At 61.7% G+C, this 24,820-nt stretch carries 21 protein-coding genes and 1 tRNA gene; 11 read left to right on the top strand and 11 right to left on the bottom strand.

The annotated features are described in order from the left end of the window. Positions 1–232 precede the first annotated feature (232 nt). Positions 233–736, bottom strand: coding sequence for an RNA pyrophosphohydrolase (locus V3H18_RS01770; RefSeq protein ID WP_332080160.1), 504 nt, complete (start codon positions 734–736; stop codon positions 233–235). A gap of 248 nt (positions 737–984) precedes the next feature. Further along, positions 985–2,010 carry a Ppx/GppA phosphatase family protein gene (locus V3H18_RS01765; RefSeq protein ID WP_332080159.1) on the bottom strand — a complete coding sequence of 342 codons (1,026 nt, stop codon included), beginning with the start codon at positions 2,008–2,010 and terminating at the stop codon, positions 985–987. Between the two features lie 289 nt (positions 2,011–2,299). Between V3H18_RS01765 and V3H18_RS01760 the strand changes: the two genes are divergently transcribed. Beyond that, positions 2,300–2,373: transfer RNA gene (locus V3H18_RS01760), tRNA-Gln, on the top strand. A 235-nt stretch (positions 2,374–2,608) separates the two neighbouring features. Here V3H18_RS01760 and V3H18_RS01755 read toward each other — a convergent pair. The 4 genes from V3H18_RS01755 to V3H18_RS01740 all read right to left on the bottom strand — a co-directional run bounded on the left by V3H18_RS01755 (position 2,609) and on the right by V3H18_RS01740 (position 6,320). Next, positions 2,609–4,444: a carbamoyltransferase family protein gene (locus V3H18_RS01755; protein WP_332080158.1), complete on the bottom strand. Its 1,836-nt coding sequence runs from the start codon at positions 4,442–4,444 to the stop codon at positions 2,609–2,611. Between the two features lie 8 nt (positions 4,445–4,452). Further along, complete coding sequence (locus V3H18_RS01750) at positions 4,453–4,602, bottom strand: DUF5989 family protein (protein WP_332080157.1); 150 nt, start codon at positions 4,600–4,602, stop codon at positions 4,453–4,455. 60 nt (positions 4,603–4,662) lie between these two features. Beyond that, a complete protein-coding gene (locus V3H18_RS01745) occupies positions 4,663–5,085 on the bottom strand; it encodes an SxtJ family membrane protein (protein ID WP_332080156.1) in 423 nt (140 codons plus the stop codon). 167 nt (positions 5,086–5,252) lie between these two features. Next, positions 5,253–6,320 (bottom strand): SGNH/GDSL hydrolase family protein, encoded by a 1,068-nt coding sequence (locus tag V3H18_RS01740; RefSeq protein ID WP_332080155.1) that lies wholly within the window; start codon positions 6,318–6,320, stop codon positions 5,253–5,255. Positions 6,321–6,648: 328 nt separating this feature from the next. Between V3H18_RS01740 and V3H18_RS01735 the strand changes: the two genes are divergently transcribed. Beyond that, positions 6,649–7,251, top strand: coding sequence for a nitroreductase family protein (locus tag V3H18_RS01735; RefSeq protein WP_332080154.1), 603 nt, complete (start codon positions 6,649–6,651; stop codon positions 7,249–7,251). 30 nt (positions 7,252–7,281) lie between these two features. On the opposite strand, the gene V3H18_RS01730 is transcribed toward V3H18_RS01735, so the two are convergent. The 3 genes from V3H18_RS01730 to V3H18_RS01720 all read right to left on the bottom strand — a co-directional run bounded on the left by V3H18_RS01730 (position 7,282) and on the right by V3H18_RS01720 (position 9,576). After that, positions 7,282–7,638: a YdhR family protein gene (locus tag V3H18_RS01730; protein WP_332080153.1), complete on the bottom strand. Its 357-nt coding sequence runs from the start codon at positions 7,636–7,638 to the stop codon at positions 7,282–7,284. A gap of 150 nt (positions 7,639–7,788) precedes the next feature. Next, complete coding sequence (locus V3H18_RS01725; protein WP_332080152.1) at positions 7,789–8,433, bottom strand: DUF938 domain-containing protein; 645 nt, start codon at positions 8,431–8,433, stop codon at positions 7,789–7,791. 102 nt (positions 8,434–8,535) lie between these two features. After that, positions 8,536–9,576, bottom strand: a complete 1,041-nt coding sequence (locus V3H18_RS01720) for an alpha/beta fold hydrolase (protein WP_332080151.1) — start codon at positions 9,574–9,576, stop codon at positions 8,536–8,538. A gap of 281 nt (positions 9,577–9,857) precedes the next feature. Here V3H18_RS01720 and V3H18_RS01715 point away from each other — a divergent pair, with 281 nt between their 5' ends. Both V3H18_RS01715 and V3H18_RS01710 read left to right on the top strand, forming a co-directional pair. Further along, positions 9,858–10,622, top strand: coding sequence for an SDR family NAD(P)-dependent oxidoreductase (locus V3H18_RS01715; RefSeq protein WP_332080150.1), 765 nt, complete (start codon positions 9,858–9,860; stop codon positions 10,620–10,622). 79 nt (positions 10,623–10,701) lie between these two features. Next, on the top strand, positions 10,702–12,045 hold the full coding sequence (locus V3H18_RS01710) for an LLM class flavin-dependent oxidoreductase (RefSeq protein ID WP_332080149.1): 1,344 nt from the start codon (positions 10,702–10,704) through the stop codon (positions 12,043–12,045). Between the two features lie 47 nt (positions 12,046–12,092). On the opposite strand, the gene V3H18_RS01705 is transcribed toward V3H18_RS01710, so the two are convergent. Next, positions 12,093–12,743 (bottom strand): TetR/AcrR family transcriptional regulator, encoded by a 651-nt coding sequence (locus V3H18_RS01705; RefSeq protein WP_332080148.1) that lies wholly within the window; start codon positions 12,741–12,743, stop codon positions 12,093–12,095. A 404-nt stretch (positions 12,744–13,147) separates the two neighbouring features. Between V3H18_RS01705 and V3H18_RS01700 the strand changes: the two genes are divergently transcribed. Genes V3H18_RS01700 through V3H18_RS01690 form a run of 3 tightly spaced genes read left to right on the top strand, consistent with a single transcriptional unit; the run spans position 13,148 to position 19,016 of the window. After that, on the top strand, positions 13,148–14,698 hold the full coding sequence (locus V3H18_RS01700) for an efflux transporter outer membrane subunit (protein ID WP_332080215.1): 1,551 nt from the start codon (positions 13,148–13,150) through the stop codon (positions 14,696–14,698). A gap of 46 nt (positions 14,699–14,744) precedes the next feature. Continuing rightward, the gene (locus V3H18_RS01695) at positions 14,745–15,887 is read left to right on the top strand and encodes an efflux RND transporter periplasmic adaptor subunit (protein ID WP_332080214.1); all 1,143 of its coding nucleotides are present in this window, start codon (positions 14,745–14,747) and stop codon (positions 15,885–15,887) included. Positions 15,888–15,902: 15 nt separating this feature from the next. Continuing rightward, positions 15,903–19,016: an efflux RND transporter permease subunit gene (locus tag V3H18_RS01690; protein ID WP_332080147.1), complete on the top strand. Its 3,114-nt coding sequence runs from the start codon at positions 15,903–15,905 to the stop codon at positions 19,014–19,016. A 25-nt stretch (positions 19,017–19,041) separates the two neighbouring features. Here V3H18_RS01690 and V3H18_RS01685 read toward each other — a convergent pair whose 3' ends face one another. Next, entirely contained in the window at positions 19,042–20,277 is a 1,236-nt protein-coding gene (locus tag V3H18_RS01685) for a class I SAM-dependent methyltransferase (protein WP_332080146.1), read from the bottom strand. A 287-nt stretch (positions 20,278–20,564) separates the two neighbouring features. On the opposite strand from V3H18_RS01685, the gene V3H18_RS01680 reads away from it, so the two are divergent. From V3H18_RS01680 to V3H18_RS01665, 4 genes are read left to right on the top strand one after another with little or no spacing between them, the layout of a single operon-like run. After that, on the top strand, positions 20,565–22,643 hold the full coding sequence (locus tag V3H18_RS01680) for a thioredoxin domain-containing protein (RefSeq protein ID WP_332080145.1): 2,079 nt from the start codon (positions 20,565–20,567) through the stop codon (positions 22,641–22,643). A gap of 20 nt (positions 22,644–22,663) precedes the next feature. Further along, entirely contained in the window at positions 22,664–23,368 is a 705-nt protein-coding gene (gene mtnC, locus V3H18_RS01675; protein WP_332080144.1) for an acireductone synthase, read from the top strand. A gap of 41 nt (positions 23,369–23,409) precedes the next feature. Beyond that, a complete protein-coding gene (locus V3H18_RS01670; RefSeq protein ID WP_332080143.1) occupies positions 23,410–23,739 on the top strand; it encodes a 2Fe-2S iron-sulfur cluster-binding protein in 330 nt (109 codons plus the stop codon). Positions 23,740–23,757: 18 nt separating this feature from the next. Continuing rightward, complete coding sequence (locus V3H18_RS01665) at positions 23,758–24,705, top strand: aldo/keto reductase (RefSeq protein ID WP_332080142.1); 948 nt, start codon at positions 23,758–23,760, stop codon at positions 24,703–24,705. Positions 24,706–24,820 lie beyond the last annotated feature (115 nt).

Raw genomic sequence — 24,820 nt, 5'->3', positions numbered from 1 at the left:
GACGAGCCCAGCGTTTCAGGATTTTTTTGAATGACAGCGCCTGTCTCTTCCTGCCGCGACAACGCCGGCGACAGGCGCTCTAGTTTATCGTCTCAAGGAGTTTCTCCGCGTCCGGTCAGGCCGCGGGAGCCCCAATCACGGGGAATGTCCTAGCATGGCAGGAGGCAATCGAGAAATCGCGCTTACGGATGAGCCGCGAAAAGTCTGGGAGAAGACCCGCTCGGTTAATCTTTTAAGCGATCAAATAGGGGTTGAATTCCTTCACCACCTCTTCATAGACATGCCGCTTGAACGGCACGATGAGATCGGGCAGCGCCGCCGGCCGCTCCCACCGCCAGGCGTCGAATTCGGGCTTATGCGCGCCGCCGCCGGGCGCGAGAATGTCGATTTCTTTCTCGTCCCCCGTAAAGCGCAGCGCGAACCAGCGCTGCGTCTGTCCCACATATTTGCCGCTCCAGCGGTTCTTGCCGTCGCTCGGCAGATCGTAGCTCAGCCAATCGGGCGCCTCTGCGAGCAGGGTGACGCTCGATATATTGGTCTCCTCGTAAAGTTCGCGCAGCGCCGCCTCATAGGGCGTCTCGCCCTCGTCGATGCCGCCCTGCGGCATTTGCCACAGATAGGGGTGGCGCGTGTCGTCGAAAGCGCCTTTGGCGCGGCGGCGCCCGATGAAGGCGAAGCCTTCGGCGTTGAGGAGCATCACCCCCACGCAGGGCCTATAGGCGCGGGCGGCGGTCATTGATTTTCTCCATGCGCGGCGGCGTAAGCGCGGACTGCGGAAGCTCTGCGGGAAGCCTGTCCCTGGGGGTCGTTGAGAGCATGCCTGTCATAAAATTCTTCGCTCGAGATATGCCGCAAAACCGCGCCGTCGTCGTCCGCCGACTTTCCGCTCCCTGTCGAGGGTGGCGCATATTCTTACCCCAACCATGCAGGAAAAGTCTGTAGCGCATTGAATTAACGCTTTTTCGACGCCGCTTCGGAGGTCTTTCAGACGCCTCGCGCCAGCGCCCCGTCTTCCTCCATCAGCTCCAGCAGCATGCCCTCGCGCAAGCCGCGATCGGCGATGCGCGTGCGCTCCGCCGGAAAAAGCTCGCGGATCGCGTCGAAAATGGCGCAGCCGGCGAGCACCAGATCGGCGCGCTGCGGCCCGATGCAGCCATTGGCGACGCGCTCATCGAAATCCATGTCGCGCAGCCGCGCGATGGCGCGCGTCGCCTCGTCGTCGCTCATCCACAGCCCGTCGACGCGCCAGCGGTCATAGCGCTCGAGGCCGAGATGCACGCCGGCGATCGTGGTGACGGTGCCCGAGGTGCCGAGCAAATGGAAGCGGGGGCAGCGCCGCTCGTTCTCCATCGCCTGCGCGAAAGGCGCGAGCTTCTCGCGGGTGTGCCGCGCCATCGCCGCGAAGGTCTCGGCGGAAACGCTGCGTCCGCCGAAATGCTCGGCGAGGGTCACGACGCCGAGTTCGAGCGAGGTCCAGGCCCGGAAGGAATAGCCGCCGGTCTCTGGGGCGCGCGCAAGCCAGACGAGTTCGGTCGAGCCGCCGCCGATATCGAAGAGCAGCGCGCTTTCGGCCGTCGGATCGGCGAGCGCGCCGCAACCGCGCGCGGCGAAGCGGGCCTCGGTCTCGCGGTCGATGATCTCGAGCTCCAGCCCGGTGCGTTCGCGCACGCGCGCGACGAATTCGTCGCCATTCTCGGCGCCGCGGCAGGCTTGGGTCGCGACGAGCCGCGCGCGGGTGACGCCGCGCGCGTCCATTTTCTCGCGGCAGACGTCGAGCGCGGCGATGGTGCGCGTGATCGCCTCCTCGCTGATCCGCCCGGCGCGGGCTAACCCCTCGCCAAGCCGCACGATGCGCGAGAAGGCGTCGATGACGCGCAGAAGCTCGGCGTTGCGGCGGCGCGGGCGATGCTCCGGCCGCGCGATCAGCAGGCGACAATTATTGGTGCCGAGATCGAGCGCCGCATAGGTGTGCCGGCTCCAATCGGGAGACGCCGCGGGCGCCGCCGTCAAGGGCCGATCGGGTCCCAATGCTCGATCCATCACGCCAAGCCGTTTCCGCCAAGCCGTTTCCGCCAAGCCGTTCTCGCCCAGCCGTATGTGGCGGCGCTCCGCTGCGGCCGTCGCGGCGAATCGCTGGCCGTCACGCGCCGCCGCGTAAACTCCCTTTTTGCAGGATCGGCGCGCCGCTCGCAAGGCGTCCGGCCTTTTTGGGTCGGCGCGGTGTGGCCGGGACCTGGCGTGGTTGACACCATGCGCCGCTCTTAGCTAATTCACCTGCGATCCGCCTCTCGCGCGGCCTTGGGGGATAGTTCAACGGTAGAACAGCGGACTCTGACTCCGTTAATCTTGGTTCGAATCCAGGTCCCCCAGCCAATAACTTATTGAATAAAACTAGTTTTTAATCGTCCACGGGCGTTCGGATCACGCCGGCCATCGGCCCGTCGCTGAACCGACATTGGAGCGCGCCCCTTCCCCAAGCAGAACGCCGCGACTGGCGACGCCGCGAAGCGCCGCATAGACATCAATATTCATCGGGGGTCCGGCAGAATGTCGGCACAGCCCCAACTGAACCGCGCGCGCCGCCCGGGATCAGAGGCGGGTCGCCCGATCAATCAAGTTCGAAAGCGCTTTCGTAACTCTTGGCGAGACTTTGATCCTGATCCTGCTTGCGTAAGACGCAATTGCCGACAGCGAGAAAGTCGAGATCCGATCCCATGAAGCAGCGAAAGGCGTCTTGGGGCGTCGTCACGATCGGCTCGCCGCGCACATTGAAGCTCGTATTGACGAGAACCGGACAACCCGTCAACGCCTCGAAGCGGCTCAGCAATCGGTGATACCGCGGATTCGTGTCTTCATGCACCGTCTGAATGCGCGCCGAATAATCAACATGGGTGACCGCAGGAATGTCCGAACGGACGATATTCAATTTGTCGATCCCGAACAGGTCCTGTTCGTCCTGCGTCATCTCACGGCGGCGGCTTTCCTTCACGTCGGCGACTAGCAGCATGTAGGGCGAGTCGCCCTCCATCTCGAACCAGTCGCTCACCCGTTCGCGCAAGACGGAAGGCGCGAAAGGCCGGAAGCTCTCGCGGAACTTGACTTTGAGATTGAGATTTTTCTGCATCTTCGGCGAGCGTGGGTCGGCGAGAATCGAGCTGCCGCCCAGCGCCCGCGGACCGAACTCGAGCCGGCCCTGCCGCCAGCCGACCGCCTGCTGCGACGCCAGCGCCCGCGCCGTCTCCTCGATGAGTCCGTCTTCGTCGACGACGGAAAACCTCGCGCCGATTCGTTCGAGTTCGCGTTCCGTATCGGCCTGATCATAGGCAGGCCCGAGATAGGATCCTTTCATCGCGTCGCGATCGCCGGAAATGCGCCGCGCGCCGCCTTCTTGGAGATGGTAGGCGGCGAGCGCCGCGCCGAGCGCGCCGCCGGCGTCGCCCGCCGCCGGCTGGATGAAAAGCCCGTCGAAAATCTTTTCCCGCAGCAATTTGCCATTGGCGACGCAGTTGAGGGCGACGCCGCCCGCAAGGCAAAGATTTTTCTCCCCCGTTTCCTGCGCAATCGAACGGGCAAGACGCAGCACGATCTCTTCGGTGACGGCCTGGATCGACGCGGCGAGGTCCATGTGCCGCTGTTCGAGCGGCTGCTCCGGCGTTCTTGCCGGCGCGCCGAAAAGCGCGTCGAATTCCGCGCCGGTCATCCTGAGCCCGGTGCAATAATCGAAATAATCCATGTTGAGCCGAAATGATCCGTCCGGCTTCACGTCGATGAGATGCTCGAAGATCAGCGACGCATATTTCGGCTCGCCATAAGGCGCGAGGCCCATCACTTTATATTCGCCAGAATTGACCTTGAACCCGGTGTAATAAGTGAAAGCCGAGTAAAGCAGTCCGAGCGAATGCGGAAAATGGATTTCCTTCGTGATCGACAGATCGGATCCATTGCCGAGGGAAAGGGAAGTCGTCGTCCACTCGCCGACGCCGTCCATCGTCAGCACCGCCGAGCGCGGGAAGGGCGAGGGATAGAAAGCGGAAGCGGCGTGCGAGAAGTGATGCTCCGAAAAGAGCAGCTTGTCGGCGCCGCCCAGCGCCGGGTCCAATGCGCTGAGCGCTTTCTGCAGCAGGTCCCGCTGGAACAGCTTTTCATTCATCCATAAGGGCATCGCCTTGCGGAAAGAGGAAAAGCCTTTTGGGGCGAAGGCGAGATAAGTTTCGAGAAGGCGGTCGAACTTTACGAAAGGCTTCTCGTAATAGGCGACGCGGTCCACTTTCTCGCCGTCGACGCCCGCCTCGCGCAAGCAGTAGCGGATCGCATTTTCGGGAAAACGGGCGTCGTGTTTCTTGCGAGTGAAACGCTCTTCCTGCGCGGCGGCGACGATTTCGCCGTCGCGAACCAGAGCCGCCGCGCTGTCATGATAAAACGCGGAGATGCCGAGGACGATCATCTCGCTTCTCAGAACAGCGTGTAGATGAAGGGCGCGACGACCGAACCCTGGCTGACGACGAAGATCGCCCCGATGATGGCGAAAAGCATGATCAGGGGGAAGAGCCAGAACTTCTTTTGAGCGATGAGATAGGCGAACAGCTCCTTAATGAACGACATATCGTTCCCTTTCTTACTGGATTGCCGTTCCCGGCGGCCCGCCCGCGTTTCGCGCTGGCGCTAGAATTGGTTTTTCATCGAGCCCGCAGCAGGCCCCGGCGGCGCGCGGTCGCGCCAATATGATTTCGCGTCGTTGCGGCGCAAGTGGAGAATGTCCTTGCCGAGCGCGCGCATGACCAACGCCATCGGCGTGACAGCGGCATAGAACAGCAGGCCCATGATGAGCGGCGCCACGACCGAATGCAGCGCAAGACCGAGCTTGAACCAGAGGCGGTTGAGCGGCGCGAGACGCGCTTCGGCGTAAAGGGCGAGGCCGAGAAACGCCAGCGAGACCGCGAGGGCCCACCAACGCGGCGATTCGCCATGCCGCAGCAAGGGCCATATGGCGAGAATAAAAAAAACCGCGGCGAAGGTCAGTCCGAAGTTCCGGTTCGAACCCGAAGCGACATTGCGATGCGATTGAAGGGGTTCGTGACTCGACATTCACGCGGCCGTTCGAATTGCGCTTATGGTCATCTGGCGTCGATGCGCCGTTCCTGTTTGTCGCATAGCGCGCCCAATATTGCTCAGTTTCGATAACGCCCTGACTTTACGAAAGTCAAACCGCCGCGCCCTGCGAAAAATCGCCGGCGCGCTGGTCTCGCGAAATTTTATTTTACATTGTCTTTATATCCAAGCCTCTTCAAAAGCCGCAGGGCTTTATTGGCGAAGATCGTCGTCTGAACGTCGCCCGGATGGCCGTCTGCCGGATTCGCCCAGAATGATCTCGGCCGCGGCGCATCGCCAAAAATCGCCTTCTGGTCCTCCAAAGCGTTCTCATAGACAAAATTGAACTTTTGCAACGTGCGCTCGATCTTGTTCCATCGCGCTTGCTCGTCAGACGTCGCGTCGATGGGCGTGAACAAAAACCCAAATCGGTGGCGTGAAATCTTTGCGAAATCGGCAAGAGCCGACTCCCAGAGATTATAGATGTCGTCTTCGTAAATTCGGTCTGTCCAGCTTTTGTAATTGTAGGCGATGATTGGCGGGTGCTGCGGAGAACCAACAATCGGCGCTTTCGTCGCGAGATAATTCTTTACAAGCTGATCGATATAGCCAAAAGCAAGGCTCTTATTCAGAAGATAATCGTATTTTTGTAGATTAAACATGTATGAAATCGAGTACAGATCCGTCAAATGATAAGGCATGAAGGTAGGCTCGTAATTGTGCCCGAGAAACTTCCCCATTGGATGCGGGTCGTTCGCCACCAGCCCAATCAGCAAATAGTCGAAATCTAGATCTTTCAGATACTCTTCATAAAATCCGAAATAATGCAGGCTGCTCCAGCCGTTCTTACCGAAAGGATAGACGTCGCAATTGACTAAATTCTGGAATTTCGCCGGCCATCGCATATCCGGGCTCAGGCCGTCGCCCCAAACGTAGCTATCGCCCAAAACGACGATCTTGCATCTCTTATTATGTCGCAAATGATCGATCAGATCGGGGATTTCGACGGCGGTGCGAAAGCCGTTGACGTCAATAAATCCTATTTTGCCGATGCGGCTATCTTCGTTTTTCAGACGGTCGGGAATGTATGACGGGGTCGGGCTGTTGGTTTGATCGAGCAGCTCCGTCGTCCTCAAGATCAATTCCAAAGCCAATAAGGCGATGCACGCCATAACCATGAAAACGATGAGGTTGACGATAATTGCCTGCGCGAGCGCCTTGATGTTCGTCATTATGATCGAGGCCTGGAAGACGGGAATGGGCGGCTCTTGGCGCGGGAGCTCTATGCAAGTCGGGACTGACGCGCGCGTCGCGGCGCGAAGCCCTATGCCGGGCCGATCATTCAGTCAATCCTGGCTCTTGGCAAGCTGGCGCGCAACCCTCGTCAACCGGCGGCCGAAGCGACCGCCCTTTTTGATCGCGGGGCTCGGGCTTGGCCTGACCGCCCGCGCGCATTATGGAAAGATCGCTTCCGTTATCCGCATCGGGGCGGCTTCGCCCAAATGCAGTGTGATCCAGCGGTTCTCAATCGTCCAAAACGCGGCGCAGGGAGAAAGAGAAATGGATGTTCTTGAAGCCATCGCCACGCGATCGAGCGTTTCGGCCTTGTCGGAACCAGGGCCGACCGATGCGCAATTCGCGATCCTTCTGCGCGCCGCGGCGCGCGCGCCCGATCATGCGCGGCTGCGTCCGTGGCGATTCCTCATCATTCGCGGCGAAGCGCGTCAACGGTTTGGCGACGTCGTCGCCAACGCCTTGCGCGTGAGCGAGCCGGGCGTCGCGCCGGAGGCGCTCGATCGCGAGCGGCTCAAGCCGCTGCGCGCGCCGGCGATTCTTGTCGTCGCCGTCACGCCCACCCCCAATCCAAAGGTTCCCGAAATCGAGCAGATCCTTGCGGGCGGCGCGGCGACGCAGAATATTCTTCTCGCCGCGCACGCCCTCGGCCTTGGGGCCATTTGGCGCACGGGCGCGCCCGCTCACGACCCGCGCGTCGTGGAGGCGCTCGGCTTTTCTCCTCAGACGCGCATTATCGGTTTCGTCTATCTCGGCGCGCCGGCGGCGCCGGCCAAACGCAAGGAAAGCGACGATCGCGCTCTCGCGGTGGAATGGGGCGATGAACCGCGAGAATTTGACGCGGCCGGCGCGGCCGCAGACGCCAATTAACCGATACGGAACGCCTCCCGCCTCGGGACTTTAGGCGTCCGCTTCAGCGGGGACCCGAACCGGCCCGGCCTCATTGGCGTAAAATGGCGAATAGATGGCCTTGCTCGCTTCGGCCGTGACATCGCCGTTGAACAGCTTCACGGAGAGCAACCCGCCGAGCTGGTCGGCCGCCTTGGCCAGATAGCCTGTGGCATAGGCTCTGGCGTTCTCCACAGAATCGAATTCGTAGAATCCGCCGATTGAGTGATTATTGACGCCGCTGAGCCAGGTCTTGCTCTTCAGCCCGGGATTCTCCTTCATCTGCTTGTCGATCGTTTTCCAGTCGATCTTCTCGAAAGGGATCGCGACCTGAATTTCCGCGTAGAGAAAAACCTTCTTGATGCTCATCGTCCTGCTCCTTTGCGTTGGGGCGCCGCCTCGCTTCGGCTTTTTGCGCGAGAAAGGGGGCTTCGAGGCGTCGAATTCTAAAACCTGAACGGCATGCCTCGACGCGCGCAAGGCGCATCGACGCATGTGCGTTCAAGCGTGCGCGCGATCTTATGCGCGCGCAATCTTGAGAATGAAATTATTGGCGGGAAGGCTCACCTTTTCCTTCAGCGCGAGGCCATTGGCGGCCGCGGCCGCGGCGATGTCCTTCGTATCCTTCAGATGCCATTCGGTGACGCCCGCGCCGCGCAGCGTGGCGTCGAAGTCGGCGTTCGAGGGCGTCGTGAATTCGCCATCGAGCTTGAAGGGCCCGTAGATGGCGATGAAGCCGTTGGGCTTCAGCACGCGCGCGCCGAGCGCGGTAATGCCTTCGGCGATCGAGACAGGCGCGACCTGAAAGAGATTAATGACGAAGATCGCGTCATATTTCTTGTCCTCCGTCGGCCAGGACGACGGGTCGGTCAGGTCGATGCGGACGGGGTCCGCGACATTGTCGTTGCCCTGGTCCGCGCGCTTTTTCTTGATCGTCTCGAAAACCTCGACGTCATAGTCCGAAGGCTGGAATTTCACGCCGCGGAAATGCGGGGCGAAATAGTTGATATGCAGCCCGGCGCCGCTGGCGAGTTCGAGCGCGTCGCCTTCCTTGGGGAATATCTCCCTGAATACGGACAGGATCGGGTCTTTGTTCCGGTTCCCCGCCCAGGCGACATAGGGGCTCAAGGGATGCGGATCGATCGGGGGCTTTTCGTCTGACATAGCGTCGTCCTTTCTTACGGTTCGCACGTCTTCGTGCAGGCTTGGGGAACAGGCTGTCCGCCGGCGCGGCGGGAAAAATCGGGCAGGGGCGCCGCTGCGGCGTCAGCCGAGAAGCTCCGAAAGAATGGAGTCGATCGCGGCGTTGTAAGCGGGGTCGACTCCGAAGAGCGCGAGATGGCCCCAGACCGAGGACACGCGCTTGAGGCTCGCGCCGGGAATTTTCTCTTGCTCCGCCGCGATATCCTTCAGGGGAAAGAAGCCGTCCTCTTCGATCGCGATGACGAAGGTCTTGGCTTTGATGCGGGCGAGCGAAGCGTCGAGGCTCTCGCCGGCGCCGCGCGTCACGTCGGCGTCGCGCCATTTCCTCGCCAGCAGGATGAGATTGTTCGGGTCCTGGGGCAGGAAATGGTTTTCGACAAAGCCGGTGACGAAATCTTCGCGCGTGGTGAAGCCGAGGCCGCCCCAGGCGCGGCGGTTGAAGAGATCCGGCGTGAAGCCCGACGCCGCGAAGAGGCCAGCGTGACGGCGAAGGCCGCGATGCACCCGGCCGGCGTCGGCGTACCAGCCGTCATCAAACGCCGGATCGCTCGCGATGGCGTCGATGAAGGTCTGGACCAGAAAGCGATTATGCGCCGTTCCCTTGGCGAGGCCCGCGATGGGCGCGGCGCGGCGGACGGCGTCCGGATAGCGGATGGCCCATTCATAGGTTTGCTGCGCCCCCATCGAGCCGCCAAGGACCAGCGCGAGGCGTTCAATCCCGAATTTCTCGGTCGCCAGACGATATTGGGCTTTCACATCGTCGCCGATGGCGACGGCGGGAAAGCGCGCCGCGCCAAAAGGCGCGGGCGTATTGCTGGGCGATGAAGAGAGACCATTTCCGATTTGGTTGACCAGGATAATGAAGTATTTTTCGGGGTCGAGCGCACGACCGGGGCCGATATAGGCCTGCTCGACGATCTTGCTTGTGCCGGAATACCAGGTCGGAAACAGAATGGCGTTGGACTTGTCCGCCGCGAGGCGGCCGAAGGTGGCGTAAGCCAGTCGGAGGCCGCGTATTTGCTCGCCATTCTCCAGCTCGAAGTCACCGAGGCCATGCTCGGCGAAGGGGCCGTGATTGGCCTGACTGTAATACGCCTGGGTCATGAGGGACTCGCACGCCGAAAGCGCGCGCCAACTCCGCGATGTCACGCCGCCGCTTCTCGTTATCTGCGATAATATCTATAATATATACTGAAATAGTCAACTTAAAAAAGACCGTCGGATTTTGACGCCAACCGCTCCCTATGCGCGGCGCCTCGCCGCTTCGGGCAAGGCGTTCAATGCCAGAATGAAATTTGCGATGACCGACCGGTCCTTGCGCGACCGATGAATGAGATGAGGTAAAAGCGGGACCAAGAGTTCGATCTTCTCTTAAGGAGCAACGCATGGCTGCAGAAACGACCCCGCCGCAAAAGAAGCCTTCGGCCATCGTCGTCGGCGTCGGCGTGGAATTGGGATTGGGCGCAGCCGTCGTGCGCAGATTCGCGCGCGAGAATTTTCACGTCTTCGTCGCCGGCCGCACGCGGGAGAAGCTGGATCGGGTCGTCGCCGGCGTCGCGGCGGGCGGCGGATCGGCGGAGGCGGTGGCGACGGACGCGACTAACGAGGGCGACGTGCGCAATCTCTTCACCAAAGCCTTCGACGCCGACGCCGCGCATGAAGCGCCGAGCGTCGTGGTCTTCAACGCCGGCGCCAATGCGCGCATCCCCTTCGCCGAGATTACGCCGGCGCAGTTCGAAGCCTATTGGCGCATCGGCTGTTTCGGCGGCTTTCTCGTCGGCCAGGAGGCCGCGCGGCGGCTTCTGCCTCTCGGACGCGGAACGATCATCTTCACTGGCGCCACCGGCAGTCTGCGCGGCAGCGCGAATTTTGCGCATTTCGCCGTCGCCAAAGCTGGCCTGCGCATGATCAGCCAGAGCATGTCGCGCGAATATGGGCCGGCCGGACTCCATGTCGCGCATGTCGTCATCGACGGGGGCATCAATGGCGAATGGCTGCGCGGGCTCATGCCGGATTTCGTGAATGCGCGCGGCGACGACGGCCTTCTCGATATTGACGCGATCGCCGAGACCTATTGGCGGATTCACCAGCAGCCGCGTTCGGCGTGGACGCAGGAGATGGATTTGAGGCCGTATAAGGAGAGATTCTGATCCCGGTCAGGCCTGCCGGGAATGACAGTCGGCGAAGGGATCAGTCGCGTTACGAATGAAGTCCAACGAGGCGAGAAACATGGCGGAGCAACGTCGCTTGCATCTTGGGGCCGTCATGCGCCCGGTCGGCATCCATACGGCGTGGTGGCGCTATCCCGGTTCCTATCCCGACGCCAATTTCAACTTCCGGCATTTGGCGCGTTTCGCGCAGACCCTGGAGCGCGGGCGCTTCGACGCTTTTTTCATGGCCGATCACCTCGCCGTGCTCAACATGCCGGTCGAGGCCCTGAAGCGCAGCGCGACCGTGACCTCCTTCGATCCTCTGACGCTGCTTCCGGCGCTCGCCGTCCTCACCGAGCATATCGGCCTTATCGCCACTGCCTCGACGACCTATAACGAGCCTTATCACATCGCCCGCAAAATGGCTTCGCTCGACCATATCAGCAATGGCCGCGCCGGCTGGAACGTCGTGACGTCCAGCAATCCGATGGAGGCGAAGAATTTCGGCCGCGATGAGCATCTCGAACATGCGACGCGCTACCGACGGGCGCGCGAATTTATCGACGTCGTCACGGGACTTTGGGATTCCTGGGCGGACGACGCCTTCGTCCGCGATGTCGAAACGGGCGTCTATTTCGATCCCGACAAGCTTCGCGCGCTCGATCACCAAGGCGAGTTTTTCAAAGTCCTCGGTCCTTTGAACATCGCAAGGCCCATCCAGGGTTGGCCCGTCATCGTGCAGGCCGGCGCTTCGGAAGCCGGCCGCCAGCTTGCCGCCGAAACCGCCGAAGTCGTCTTCGCGGCCGGCGGCCGCTTGGAAAGCGCGCGCGCCTTTTACGCCGACATCAAAAGCCGCATGGACAGGATCGGCCGCGACCGCGACCATTTGAAGGTTCTTCCCGCCGCCTTCGTCGTCGTTGGCGAAACGGCGGAGGAAGCGCGCGCGAAACGCGCCAAGCTCGACAGTCTCGTACATTATGAAAGCGCGATCGCGTCGCTTTCGGTCATGCTCGGCGTCGACGCCTCGAAATTCGACCCCGACGCGCCGCTGCCGGACATTCCCGAGACCAATTCAAGCAAGAGCGCGCGCGAAAGAATGATGGAGCTCGCCGCCGCGGAAAATCTGACCGTGCGCCAACTCGCGCAACGCGCTGGCGGCTATTCCGGGTTCGGCTTCATCGGCGCGCCGAAGGCCATCGCGGATGAAATGGAGGAATGGCTTTTCACGGGCGCCGCCGACGGGTTCAATATTATGTTCTCCCATGCGCCGGGCGGACTTGACGATTTCGTCGATCTCGTCGTGCCGGAGCTGCAAAGGCGCGGGATTTTCAGGCGCGAATATGAAGGCGCGACGTTGCGCGAAAATCTCGGCCTGCCGCGTCCGGGCAACCGCTTCTTCGATATGTCTTCCAATGAGAAATGAGACTTACGCGCCCGGGGAGTTCGGCTGGACTGGACGAACGTCTTGTCTCACGCGCGGGGAGCGTTCGAAGCGCCATAGGCCTTCAGGAAAACCGTAATCCCGGCCTGCATGATTTTTTCATATTCCGCTTCGCTGCGCAGTTCGAGACCCAGCGCGACGCGCAGCGGAAGATCGGCTACGGCGAGATTGAGCAATTGTTCGGCGGCCATATGCGCGTCGTCGAACAGGAGGAGGCCTCTTTTCTTCGCCTCGTCGAGATAGCCGGCGACGAAGTCGAGCACCGTCTTCTTGCCGGTGGTGAAATACAGGCGGCAAAGTTCGGGAAAGCGCCAGCGCTCGCTAGAGACGGTCTGGAAGAAGGCGGCGGAGTCCTTGGTCAGAAAGCGGGAAATGAAATGCCGGCACAAGGCTTCGAGCGCGGGAGTCAGACCGCCGTCGAGGTCGGGCGCGGGGATGTCGCGGCATTTCTCCTCGCATTCCTTTTGCACCAGATGGCTGAACAGCGCCTCCTTGCTGGGGAAATAGGCGTAGAGCGTCGCCTTCGAAACGCAGGCCGCGCGCGCGATGGCGTCCATGCTGGTTTCCGAAAACCCGTGTTTCAGAAACTCCAGCCGCGCCGCGCAAAGGATTTGCGCCTCCTTGCGGCCTTGGACATGCTCTTCCGCCGTTCCCGGAGCCGGCTCTGCATTCGTCGACATATGCTCTCGATCTTCCCCGTCTTTGGCTCGCCGCCGACCCTTTTTTCGCTCTCCGCCGCCCGGAAGAATTCCAAATAGACGAGCTTGGTCCCTGCCGAAAGAATGACGTAAAAATCAGGTCTATTCGGTCTGATTTCAGACCTGTCCGCGCGTGGGGCTCTCCTCGCCGCGAACTGAACTATACGGTTCAGTTTAGCATTGACTTGGACTTCGCGCATCAACATAATGACCGAGTAGAACTGAACCGTTCAGTTTTCCAGACAGGGTTGTTAATGCCGCCGTTTCCGCTTCAGGGTCAGCCTGTCGCATCCAGCGCCGACATCGACGCGCGGGGCGCAGCGTCTCAGCCGCTCGCCTGCGGCGGGAGACGTTTAGCGCCTCTTCGCCTCGCGGCGGCGGCCGCGATCCTAGGGGCCTTGTCGCTGCCAGGATGCGCGGTGGGCCCCGACTTTCTCGGACCTCCGACGCCCGAGGGCGCGGGCTATACGTCCGGCAAATTTTCGCCGGTCACGCAATCCGCCGCCGCCGCCGCCGGCGCATCGCAGCGGCTCGTCTCCGGGCGCGACGTGCCGGGCGACTGGTGGCGGCTGTTCCGCTCGAAGCAGATTTCTGCGCTCGTGACCGAGGCGCTGGAAAACCATCCAAACATCGCCGCCGCCGAAGCGGCGCTGCGCCAGGCGCGGGAAACGACGGAAGCCGATGTGGCTTCCTTCTTTCCGCAATCCACTCTGACTCAGAGCGTCGCGCGCCAGCAGATAACGACGGCGCAATTCGGCGGCTTCGCGCAAAGCAGCGCAGCGAGCGGGCCGACGGCGCTGCTTTATACGCTCCATAATTCGAATGTCGCCGTGTCGTTCACGCCCGACGTCTTCGGCAAGACGACGCGCACGGTCGAGAGCGATTTCGCGGGCGCCGAATATCAGCGCTTCCAGCTCGAGGCGACCTATCTCGCGCTGACCGCCAATGTCGTGACGGCGGCGATCACCGATTCCTCCTATGCGTCGCAGATCAAGGTCACGCGCGATCTCATCGCGGCCTATCAGAAGCAACTCGACATATTGGAGAAGCGCTTCGAGCTCGGCGCCGTGAGCGCAGCCGACGTGGTCTCGGAGAAGGCGTTGGTCGCCCAGGCGCAAGCGACGCTGCCGCCGCTCGAAAAGGCGCGGGCGCAGACGCGCAATCAGCTCATGGCCTATCTCGGCCGCTTTCCCAACGACGACAAGGGAGAGGCGATCGACATAGAGCATCTGCATCTGCCGCGCGATCTGCCGCTCAGCCTGCCGTCCAATCTGGTGCGCCAGCGTCCCGACGTTCTTTCGGCGGAAACGCAATTGCATCAGGCGAGCGCCAATGTCGGCGTCGCCACGGCCAATATGCTGCCGCAGCTCACGCTGACGGGCAACGGCGGCAGCCAGGCGGGAAATTTCTCGCAATTGTTCTGGCCGCAGACATCGGTCTACAATCTTGCGACGCAGCTCGCCGGCCAGGCGTTCGACGCCGGCAGATTGTTCCACCAGCGCGAGGCGAAGCTCGCCGCGCTCGAACAGGCGGAAGCGCAATATCGCGCGACCGTGATTAGCGCCTTCCAGAACGTCGCCAACGCCTTGCAGGCGATCAAGCATGACGCCGAGACGTTGCGTTCGCAGGTGGCGGCGGAAAAGGCCGCGGCCGAGAGCTTGGACATTTCGGAAGCCCAATACGCCGCCGGCTCCACGACCTATACGACGGTGCTCAACGCCGAACAGACCTTGCTCAGCGCCCGTCTCAATCGCGTCCAGGCGCAGGCTGCGCGCTTTTCCGATACGGCGGCGCTCATGCAGGCGCTCGGCGGCGGCTGGTGGAACCGCCTCGACGAGACGCCAGCGTCGCTGCCCAAACCCACCGACCTCATTTCGACCATGCCGATCGCGGCGGCTATACGCGCGGAGCATGAGGAACGCACCAATGCCCGTTAAGACGCTTTTGCCGGTTAAGACGCTTTTGCAAGACCGTCTCGGATCGATGTTCAAGCCGATGATGATCATGCTGGCGAGCGTCGCCGTCGTATTCGGAGGCCTTTACGGCTTCGTCAGTTTCCGCTCGATGATGATCGGGCAGTTCCTCGCCTCCATGGCCAATCCGCCGCAGACCGTTTCGGTGACCACGGCGGTCTATCAGGAATGGCTTCCGAAGCTTTCCGCTATCGGCACCTTCCGCGCCGTCAATGGCGCGGACCTCTCGCTCGAAACCTCGGGCATCGTGGAGAAGATTTACTTCCAATCGGGGCAGGACGTCGAGGCGGGGAAGATTCTCCTCGAGCTGCGCAAGGATACGGACAACGCCAGGCTCGAATCGTTGAAAGCCACGGCGGAGCTCAACGCCATCAACCTGCGCCGCGATCAGGCGCAGCTCAAAATCCACGCCGCGAGCCAGGCGAGCGTGGACACCGACGTCGCAAATCTGAGAAGCGCCAACGCCCAGGTCGTGCAGCAGGAGGCGGTGATTGCGCAGAAAACATTGCTTGCGCCCTTCGCCGGAAGGCTCGGCATCCGCCAGATCGATATCGGCCAATATATCGGCGCGGGAACGCTGATCGTGACCTTGCAGGCGCTCGATCCGATCTTTCTCGACTTTGTGCTGCCCCAGCAGGCCTTGAATGGCGTCACGGTCGGCCAGACGATTACCGCTAAGGTCGACGCCTTTCCCGACCAGAGCTTTACCGGCAAGATCGACGCGATCAGCTCCAAGGTCGATCTCGCAAGCCGCAATGTGCAAATACGCGCGAGCCTCGCCAATGCCGATCGCAAGCTGCGGCCCGGCATGTTCGCCTCGGTCGAGATCGCGACCGGCAAGCCCCAGCGCCTGATCACGCTGCCGCAAACGGCGATCGTCTATGCGCCTTTCGGCAATTCGGTGTTCCTTGCGCAAAAAGCCGAGGAGAGCGCCGATAAGAAAGCGCCGCAAGGCTCCGGCCTCGTCGCGCATCAGGCCTTTGTTCGCCTCGGGGAGACGCGCGGCGATGAGGTGGCGGTGCTCGAAGGCGTGCCCGAAGGCGCAACGGTGGTGACGGCGGGACAGGTCAAGCTGCGAAACGGCGCGCCGCTCGCCATTTCGGAAAGTCCGCAGCCGCCCGTCGACGCCAATCCCAAGCCCGTAGATCAGTGAACGGAGACTTCGCTGATGCGTTTCACTGACATTTTCGTGCGTCGCCCGGTGCTCGCCTCCGTGGTGAGCCTCCTGATCCTCGTGCTCGGCTTAAGATCGCTGACGACCTTGCCCGTGCTGCAATACCCGCGCACGCAAAACGCCGTCGTCACGGTGATGACATACTATTTCGGCGCCGACCCCGCGACCGTCGCCGGCTTCGTCACGACCCCGCTCGAAAACGCCATCGCGCAGGCGAACGGCATCGACTATCTCACTTCGACGAGCCAGATCGGCGTGAGCACGATCACCGCTAATCTGCGGCTCAATTACGATTCCGGCAAGGCGCTGACGGAGATCAGCACCAAGGTCGATTCCGTGCTCAACCAATTGCCGCAGGCCGTGCAGCGTCCCGTCATCACCGTCAAGATCGGCCAGACGACCGACGCCATGTATATCGGCTTCAAGAGCGACATGCTGACGCCGAGCCAGGTGACGGATTATCTCATCCGCGTCGTGCAGCCGCGCCTGCAATCCGTGCCGGGCGTGCAGACGGCGGAGCTCATCGGCGGCAAGACATTCGCGCTCAGGGCCTGGCTCGATCCGGTCAAGCTCGCCGCCTATGGGCTCACGGCGGCCGAAGTCGCCGCCTCTCTGCAGGGCAATGACTATATCGCCGGCCTCGGTTCGACCAAGGGCCAATGGGTGCAGGTCAATCTTTCGGCGGCGACCTCGCTTCACTCGCTCGAAGAGTTTCGCGATCTCGTCGTCAAGCAGGTGAACGGCGCCAATGTGAAGCTGAGGGACGTCGCCAATGTCACGCTCGGCGCGGACGACTATGAATCCTCGGTGTCGTTCAACGGCAAGCAGGCGGTCTATATCGGCATTCTGGTGGCGCCGAGCGCGAATCTGCTCGATGTCGTCAAAGGCGTCAAAGACGTTTACCCCGACATTGTCAAAGCACTGCCCGAGGGACTGAACAGCGAGATCGTCTACGATACGACGAATTTCGTGAACAGCTCCATCGACGAGGTGATTCACACGCTGATCGAAGCGGTCCTCATCGTCACCGCGGTCGTCTTCGCCTTTCTGGGATCGTGGCGATCGGTGTTGATCCCGATCGTGGCGATCCCCCTTTCGCTGATCGGCTCTCTGACCTTTCTCTTCGCGCTCGGCTTTTCGATCAATCTGCTGACGCTGCTGGCGCTCGTCTTGGCGATCGGGCTGGTGGTCGACGACGCGATCATCGTCGTCGAAAACGTCAACCGACATCTTGGCGAAGGCCTGACGCCTTTCAACGCCGCGCTGCTGGCGGCGCGCGAACTCGCCGGACCGATCGTCGCCATGACGATCGTGCTGATCGCCGTCTATGTGCCGATCGGCTTCCAGGGCGGCCTCACCGGCGCGCTCTTCGTCGAATTCGCTTTTACGCTAGCGTCAGCGGTAACCGTGTCGGGGATCATCGCGCTCACTTTGTCGCCGGTGAGCTGCGCCCTGGCGCTCAAGCCCCCGGATCTAAGCAAGAAGACGCTCGAATCCCGCATCGTCGGCTTCATCGACGCCAGGATGGACGCCGTCAGGGACCGCTATCACGGCCTGTTGGACTCCTCGCTCAATTTTGTCCCGGTCACGCTCGTCTTCGGCGGTTTGGTGCTGGCGAGCATCTATTGGCTCTATTCCAACGCCAAGAGCGAACTCGCGCCCAACGAGGACCAGGGCATTATTCTGGCGCAGGCGACGCCGGCGCCGAACGCCACTCTCCAGCAAAAACTCTATTACGCCGATCAGGCCTATAAAATCATCGCCAAGCACCCTGAGACGGACAGCGTGTTTCAGATCAATTCGGCGGCGATGAATCTGAACGGCATGGTGCTGAAGCCTGCGGACGAGCGCAAGCTCGGGGCCGAGGCGTTGCAGCGTACGCTCCAGCAGGAGCTGAGCGCCGTCCCCGGCGTGCGCTTCGTCGCCTTCCAGCCGCCGCCGCTTCCAGGCTCGATGGGTCTGCCCATTCAATTCGTCTTTCAGAGCACCGACCCGTTCGACAAGATGGACGCCATCTCCCGCGAATTCTTGTCGAAAGCTTTGGCGACCGGAAAGTTCATGTTCCTCGACACCGATCTCAAGATCGACCAGCCGCAGCTGTCCGTTGTCATCGACCGCGAAAAGACGGCGCAGCTCGGCCTCAGGATGATCGATGTCGGCGGCGCGCTCACCACCGCATTGAGCGGCGGCTATACGCAATATTTCGGGCTGGCCGGCCGCTCGTATAAGGTCATTCCGCAGGTCGCCCAACAGTTTCGCCTGAATCCCGATCAGATTCTGAATTACTACATCAAGACGGCGGACGGCTCCTTGGTGCCGCTTTCGACCGTCGCGAAGCTCGAGACCACGATCGTTCCCGAGTCGCTCAATCACTTCCAGCAGATCAATTCGGTGACGATTTCGGGCGTGGCCGCTCCAGGCATCATCGCCGGCGAAGCGCTCGACACGCTGAAAGAGGTCGCGCATAAGGTGCTGCCGCCAACCTATACGATCGACTATGCCGGTCCCTCGCGGCAATTCGTGCAAGAGTCGAGCGGTTTTGCGGTCACTTTCGGCTTCGCGCTGATCATCATTTTTCTGGCGCTCGCGGCGCAATTCGAGAGCTTTCGCGATCCGCTGATCATTCTCGTCTCCGTGCCCATGTCGATCGCCGGCGCTCTGATGTTCATCATGCTCGGCTTTGGCGACGCGAGCATCAACATCTATACGCAGGTAGGCCTCGTGACGCTGATGGGCCTTATCAGCAAGCACGGCATCTTGATCGTCGAATTCGCCAATGAGCTGCAACTTGCGGGCAAGTCGAAGCGCGAGGCGATTCTGGAGGCGACCTCCATTCGACTGCGCCCGATTCTGATGACCACCGCCGCCATGGTGCTCGGCGTGCTGCCGCTCATCACGGCGAGCGGCGCCGGCGCCGCCTCGCGCTACAATATGGGCCTTGTCATCGCTTCTGGACTCTCGATCGGCACGCTCTTCACGCTGTTCGTCCTGCCAGCCGTCTATCTCGTGCTCGCCGCCGACCATCATGTCCGGGCGCAGGCTGTGGGATCGTCCGGCAAGGACGCGTCCGAGCCGCTCGACGAAGGGCTGTTCGAGCTTAAGCCTTAATTGACGAGGAAACCCGGTGTCCGCGCTATCGCAAAGCGAGCTTACGGCCCTCTTTGCGACCGTAAAGTTCGTAATGGGCGAGAGGGTTCATCCCTGTCTGCGCGACGTCCGGGTTTTGTCGCAAATATCCGGTCGTCGAGAAAAAGGGACCCGGATCGAGGCCCTCTTTCGCGCCATGCAGGAGATAATGCGCGGCGCCGCCTCCGACGGAGCGCGCATAGAAAGCCGGATCGAAAAGGGCGGATGTTTTGACGGCGAGATAAGGCTTGACGAGCTTCACGTCACGCCTGCGTAGCAACAAGCCGAGCGCGCCCGCCATCGCAAGGACGCCGCCTCCATGGGATCGGCCGTAGCGCCTGGACATGCTTTCGAAGATCTGGCTGATGCGTTCGCTCTCGAGGACTTTCGCCTCGTCCTCGATGACCTGCTGGAGGATTTCCTGGCGATGGGCGTAATGCGCGGCTGTCTCCTCCTCAGAGAAGGTTTCGTAGCCCGCCAGGCGCAGATGCGCGAAAAATCCTCCTTGAACCATATCCGCCGTCACTTCCTCGACGATGAAGGGCGACAGACCCAGAAAAAAAGCGTCCGTCAAAAGAAGCCTGAAGCTGCCTGGCGTGAACGCGGAGCAATGAACGTCGACATAGGATGCGTCATTGGCGTTTCGGCTTCTTGCCCAATCTTCGAAGGCTTCCCGTAATTTCCGTTCGGCGACAAAGCTGAAGGAGGCGGAGGGCTCTATGTCGCCGATGCTTCTCGCGCTCATGCCGAGCTGCTCGAATATCTGCGCGTGGGTCGGGCGCTCCGCTTGCGCGAAAAACGCTTCGATCCAGGCCGTCAGACTGGTGCGGGGCCTGTAGAAATCGACGCATCCGCTTTTATCCGGAACGACAATGGAAAGAACGCCGCCCTTTTTGAGCGCGCGTCCGCAAGCCTGTAGAAATTTAATCGGGTTGGGGAGATGTTCGAAATTATTTGCCGAAATGATGTAGTCGAATGGCTCGATCTCTCCCGCCTCGCGGCATAGTTCGTCGATATGCAAGGCGTTGCCGACGAGATCGACGTCTTCGACGCGCGTGACCTGCTCCGGCGTGAGAAAGGGGTCCAACGCGGCGCGACGCTTGATGGTTTCCGTGTCAAACACGTCGAGATAGAGGCAATTATAGCCGTCGCGCTTCGAGGCGATGGGCGAAAAATAGGGGCCTATTTCTATGCCCCTCGCGCTTTTGGACGCATGTTTGAGAAGTTCTTTTCGGCGACTCATGTTTTAATCGATCGGCTTCCGGAGAAATAATCGGCGTCCAATGAGAGGTTCATTTGCGATGTTAATTTAGAGATGTTTGTGGGGCTAGGCCGCCACTCAGCAGAGCGCGCATCGAGAAGGGCGCGGACTCGAAAGCTTTCATTAATCCAATCGATTACGCCCTCATCGCGCAGCGATTCGCGTCGCCTTTTTAAGATAAAGAAATCGCGCAGGCTCGCTTTCGTCGCGGCTGGCGGCCATTTTGCAACAGGGCCGGCGCGCTATCTCCCCTGCGAAGGGACAAATCCATGTCGGGCAATGAGCTTCATCGGGCCGCCAGCCCCTATCTGCTGCAGCACGCCCATAATCCGGTGCATTGGCGGATGTGGACGCCGCAGGCGCTCGAAGAAGCGCGCGCGGCGCATAAGCCCATTCTGCTTTCCGTCGGCTATGCGGCCTGCCACTGGTGTCATGTGATGGCGCATGAGAGCTTCGAAGACCCTGAGACCGCCGCGGTCATGAACGAACTCTTCGTGAATATCAAAGTCGATCGCGAAGAGAGGCCGGACATCGACCATCTCTATATGACCGCCTTGCAGGCGCTGGGACAAAGGGGCGGCTGGCCCCTGACCATGTTTCTGACGCCGGAAGGCGAAGCTTTCTGGGGCGGAACCTATTTCCCCAAGAGCGACCAATATGGTCGGCCCGCTTTCGTCTCCGTTTTGAAGCGCGTTTCCGAAGCATTTCGCGCCGAGCCTGACGCCATCGCGCAAAACACCAAGGCGGTGCGCGAACGGCTCGAACAATCGGTCAAAGCGGAAGCGGGCGAGGGGGCCGTCGCGCTGGGGCCGGCGCAATTGTTCAATTTCGCGTCGCAGATCGTGAAAGTGATCGACGCGGAGGACGGCGGACTGCGGGGCGCGCCGAAATTTCCCAATACGCAAGTGTTCGAATTTCTTTGGCGCGCCGGCGCGAATGGTAAGACGCCGGTCTTTCGCGATCTCGTCAGGCTGACGCTGACCAAAATGTCCAATGGCGGCATCTACGATCATCTGGGCGGCGGCTACGCGCGCTATTCCACGGACGACCGCTGGCTTGCGCCGCATTTCGAGAAAATGCTTTACGACAACGCCGAGATTCTCGAAGTCCTCGCTTTGTGCTATCGCCAATTCGGCGACGATCTTTTCTGGCGACGGGCGACTGAGACAGTCGGCTGGCTGCGACGGGAAATGACGTATTCGAGCGGCGCCTTTTGCGCCAGCCTCGACGCCGACAGCGAAGGCGCCGAAGGGCGCTTCTATGTCTGGACCTATGACGAACTCGTCGCCTGTCTTGGCGAAGCGGACGCGGCTTTCTTTGGCAAATTCTATGACGCGTCGCCCGCCGGCAATTGGCATGACGAATCGCGCGGCGAAATGGCGACGATCCTCAATCGTCTTTTGAGTCCGCCCGCGACGCCGGAAGAAGAAGCGCAGCTCGCGACCTTGCGGGAAAGACTGTTCCTCGCGCGTGAAGGCCGCGTTCATCCGGGCCGCGACGACAAGATCATGGCGGATTGGAACGGGCTGATGATCGCCGCTCTTGCCAATGCGGCGACGGCGCTTGGCGAGCCGGCGTGGATCGAGATGGCGGCGCGCGCCTATGATTTCATCGTCTCGACCATGCAGTATGGCGACGCGCAGGGCCGGCGGCGCCTCGCGCATAGCTGGCGCGCCGACGTTCTCGTCAGTCCCGGCATGGCGCTCGATCACGCCGCGATGATCCGCGCGGCGCTCGCGCTGCACGAGGCGCGCAATTGGCGCGGCGTCGCCGTTTCCGGCGGAGACTATCTCGCCGACGCCATCGCCTGGGCGGAGGCGCTCGAAGCCTATCATCTCGACCCGCAGACCGGCCTTCTTCGCATGGCCGCGAACGACGCGGCGGATGTGATCATGCAGCTTGCGCCGACGGCCGACGACGCCATTCCCAACGCCCACCCCGTCTATCTCTCGGCGCTGGTTCGGCTGGCGGCGCTGAGCGGCGACGACCAATGGCGACAGCGCGCCGACGCCATGTTCGCGGCGCTCGGCCCTTCAATGCGCGCGAATTTTTTCGGCCATCTCGCGACGCTCAATGCGCTCGACTCGCGCCTGCGCGCCAAGACGATCGTGACAGTGGGTTTGAGGCGGCAGGATTTGTATGAGGCCGCGCTGCGCGCGCCCTTCATCGATCGTATCGTCGTGGATATGGAGGGCGCCGAGGCGCCGTCCGCCGTCGGCGCGGCGCGCTTGCAGTCCATCGGCGATAAGGACGCGGCGGCCTTCGTTTGCGCTGGCGAAACCTGCTCGCTGCCGGCATGGGACGAGGCCGGGCTGCTCGCGACGCTCGAGCAATTCGATACGGCATAAATGATGCTTGCGAGAGGCGCATGACGATCGAATCTGTCCGCGCCATCCTTTTGGACGTGGAAGGCGCCGCGGCGCCCATGTCTTTCATGGCGCAGACGCTCGCGCCCATCGCGCGCGAGCGGCTTGGCGCCTATATCGCGGAGCATGCCGAGGACGAAGAGATCGAGGAGGCGCTGGAGGAAACCGGGCGTCTCATGGGCGGCTTCGATCTCAAGCTCGCAGAAGCGGAAGCGCTCCTGCTGCGCTGGATGAAGCAGGACCGCAAGGCGACGCCGCTGAAGACCATTCAGGGCCGTATCTGGCAAGACGCTTTCGAGTCCGGCGCCACCACTGGGGAGCTTTATCCCGACGTCGCCGACAGCCTCAAAGCTTGGACCTCCTCGGGTCTGCGTCTCTTCGGCTATTCGTCGGCTTCCGCTTTGGCGCAGAGGCTTCTCTTCCGCTATAACGCCTTCGGCGACCTCACGCCGCTATTCGAGGATTTTCTCGATACGTCGATTGGCCAGAAGATCGAGCCAGCCTCCTATTCCGTCATCGCCGAACGCCTGGACCTGCCCTGCGGTTCGATCCTTGTCATCGCGAGCAATGAGGAAGAGCTGGACGCCGCAAAATCCGGGGGACTGGCGACGGCTTTCATCGCGCGCGAGGGCGGTGCGACAAGCGGGCATCCCGTTTACCCCGGTCTCGCGTCGCTGAAATTCGCCTTCGATCCTCAACCGGGATGAATCGATACGTCTCGCGGCGCGTTTGGGCGATATGAGGACATATGGCGAGCTTTACGCTGGAAACCCGAAGCGGGGATCAAAAGGAAATCAAAGGCAAGGACGGCGTCACGCTGATGAAGCTCATTCGGCGCGCCGGCGTCGAGGAGCTGGTCGCGCAATGCGGCGGCAGTTGCGCCTGCGCGACGTGCCATGTCTATGTCTTTTTGCCCGAGGGCGCCAGAATCGAGCACATGGGCCCAGGCGAAAGCCGCATGCTGGCGACGGCCAGCCATCGCGACGCGACTTCGCGGCTCTCCTGCCAGATCAAATTCGATGCGAGCCTCGACGGGATGCGCGTGCGCATCGCGCCCGAGGATTTGAATAGCTTTTAACGCGTCGTCGGCCTTTCCATGCGACATCGCAGACTCGGCGGATCGGGACTGAGCTGCGCGCCTCTTGCGCTCGGCTGCCACGTCTTTGGCTGGACGGTCGACGCGCCGACCTCCTGCGCCATTCTCGACGCTTTCGTCGATCGCGGCTTCTCGCTCATCGACACGGCGGATACTTATTCGACTTGGGTTCCCGGCCACAGCGGCGGCGAGTCCGAAACGATCATCGGCGATTGGCTTAAGGCGAGCTGCAAGCGCGATCGGGTATTGATCGCGACAAAGCTGGGCGGCGACATGCCGAATGTGGGCAGGGGCCTTTCCGCGGCGCATATCATCCGCTCGGCCGACGATTCGCTGCGCCGGCTCAAGACCGACCGGATCGATCTCTATCAAGCGCATTTCGACGATACGGCGGTCCCTCTGGAAGAGACGCTCGCGGCTTTCGCGCGCCTCATCGAGAGCGGCAAGGTTCGCGCGATCGGCGCGTCGAATTATTCGGCGCCGCGTCTCGCTGAGGCGCTGGCGATCGCCCGCGCGCAGGGGCTGCCGCTCTATTCTTGCCTGCAGCCGCATTATAATCTCGTCACCCGCGGCTTTTACGAAGGCGGTTTGCGCGATCTCTGCCTTAGGGAAGATTTGGGCGTCATTCCCTTCCGCCCGCTCGAAGCGGGCTTCCTTACCGGCAAATATCGCTCCCTGGCCGACACAATCGGCGCGACGCGCGGCGCGGTCGTCGCCCGCATTCTCGACGACCGCAGCCTCGATATTCTGCGCGAACTCGACGGCGCCGCGCTCCGATTGAACGCGACGCCGGCGCAGGTCGCCATCGCCTGGCTCCTCGCCCAACCGGGCGTCACGGCGCCGATCGTCAGCGTCACGAGCCTCGCCCAGCTTGAGGAAATTTTCGGCGCGATGGAAGTCGCTTTGGATGCGAGAACCTTGATGCGCCTCGATTTCGTCAGCGCATAGGGCATTGATCTATAAGGCGCGGCCATGCGGGCGTCGACGCGCGAGGAAAGCGCCATCGATTCTGGTCCTGATTTTGCACGTCGGGCGCGCATCGCGCCGCAATATGGATGAACGA

The sequence above is a fragment of the Methylocystis borbori genome, assembly GCF_036576025.1.
GTDB lineage: Bacteria > Pseudomonadota > Alphaproteobacteria > Rhizobiales > Beijerinckiaceae > Methylocystis > Methylocystis borbori.
This window is presented reverse-complemented; position numbering and strand designations above follow the sequence as displayed.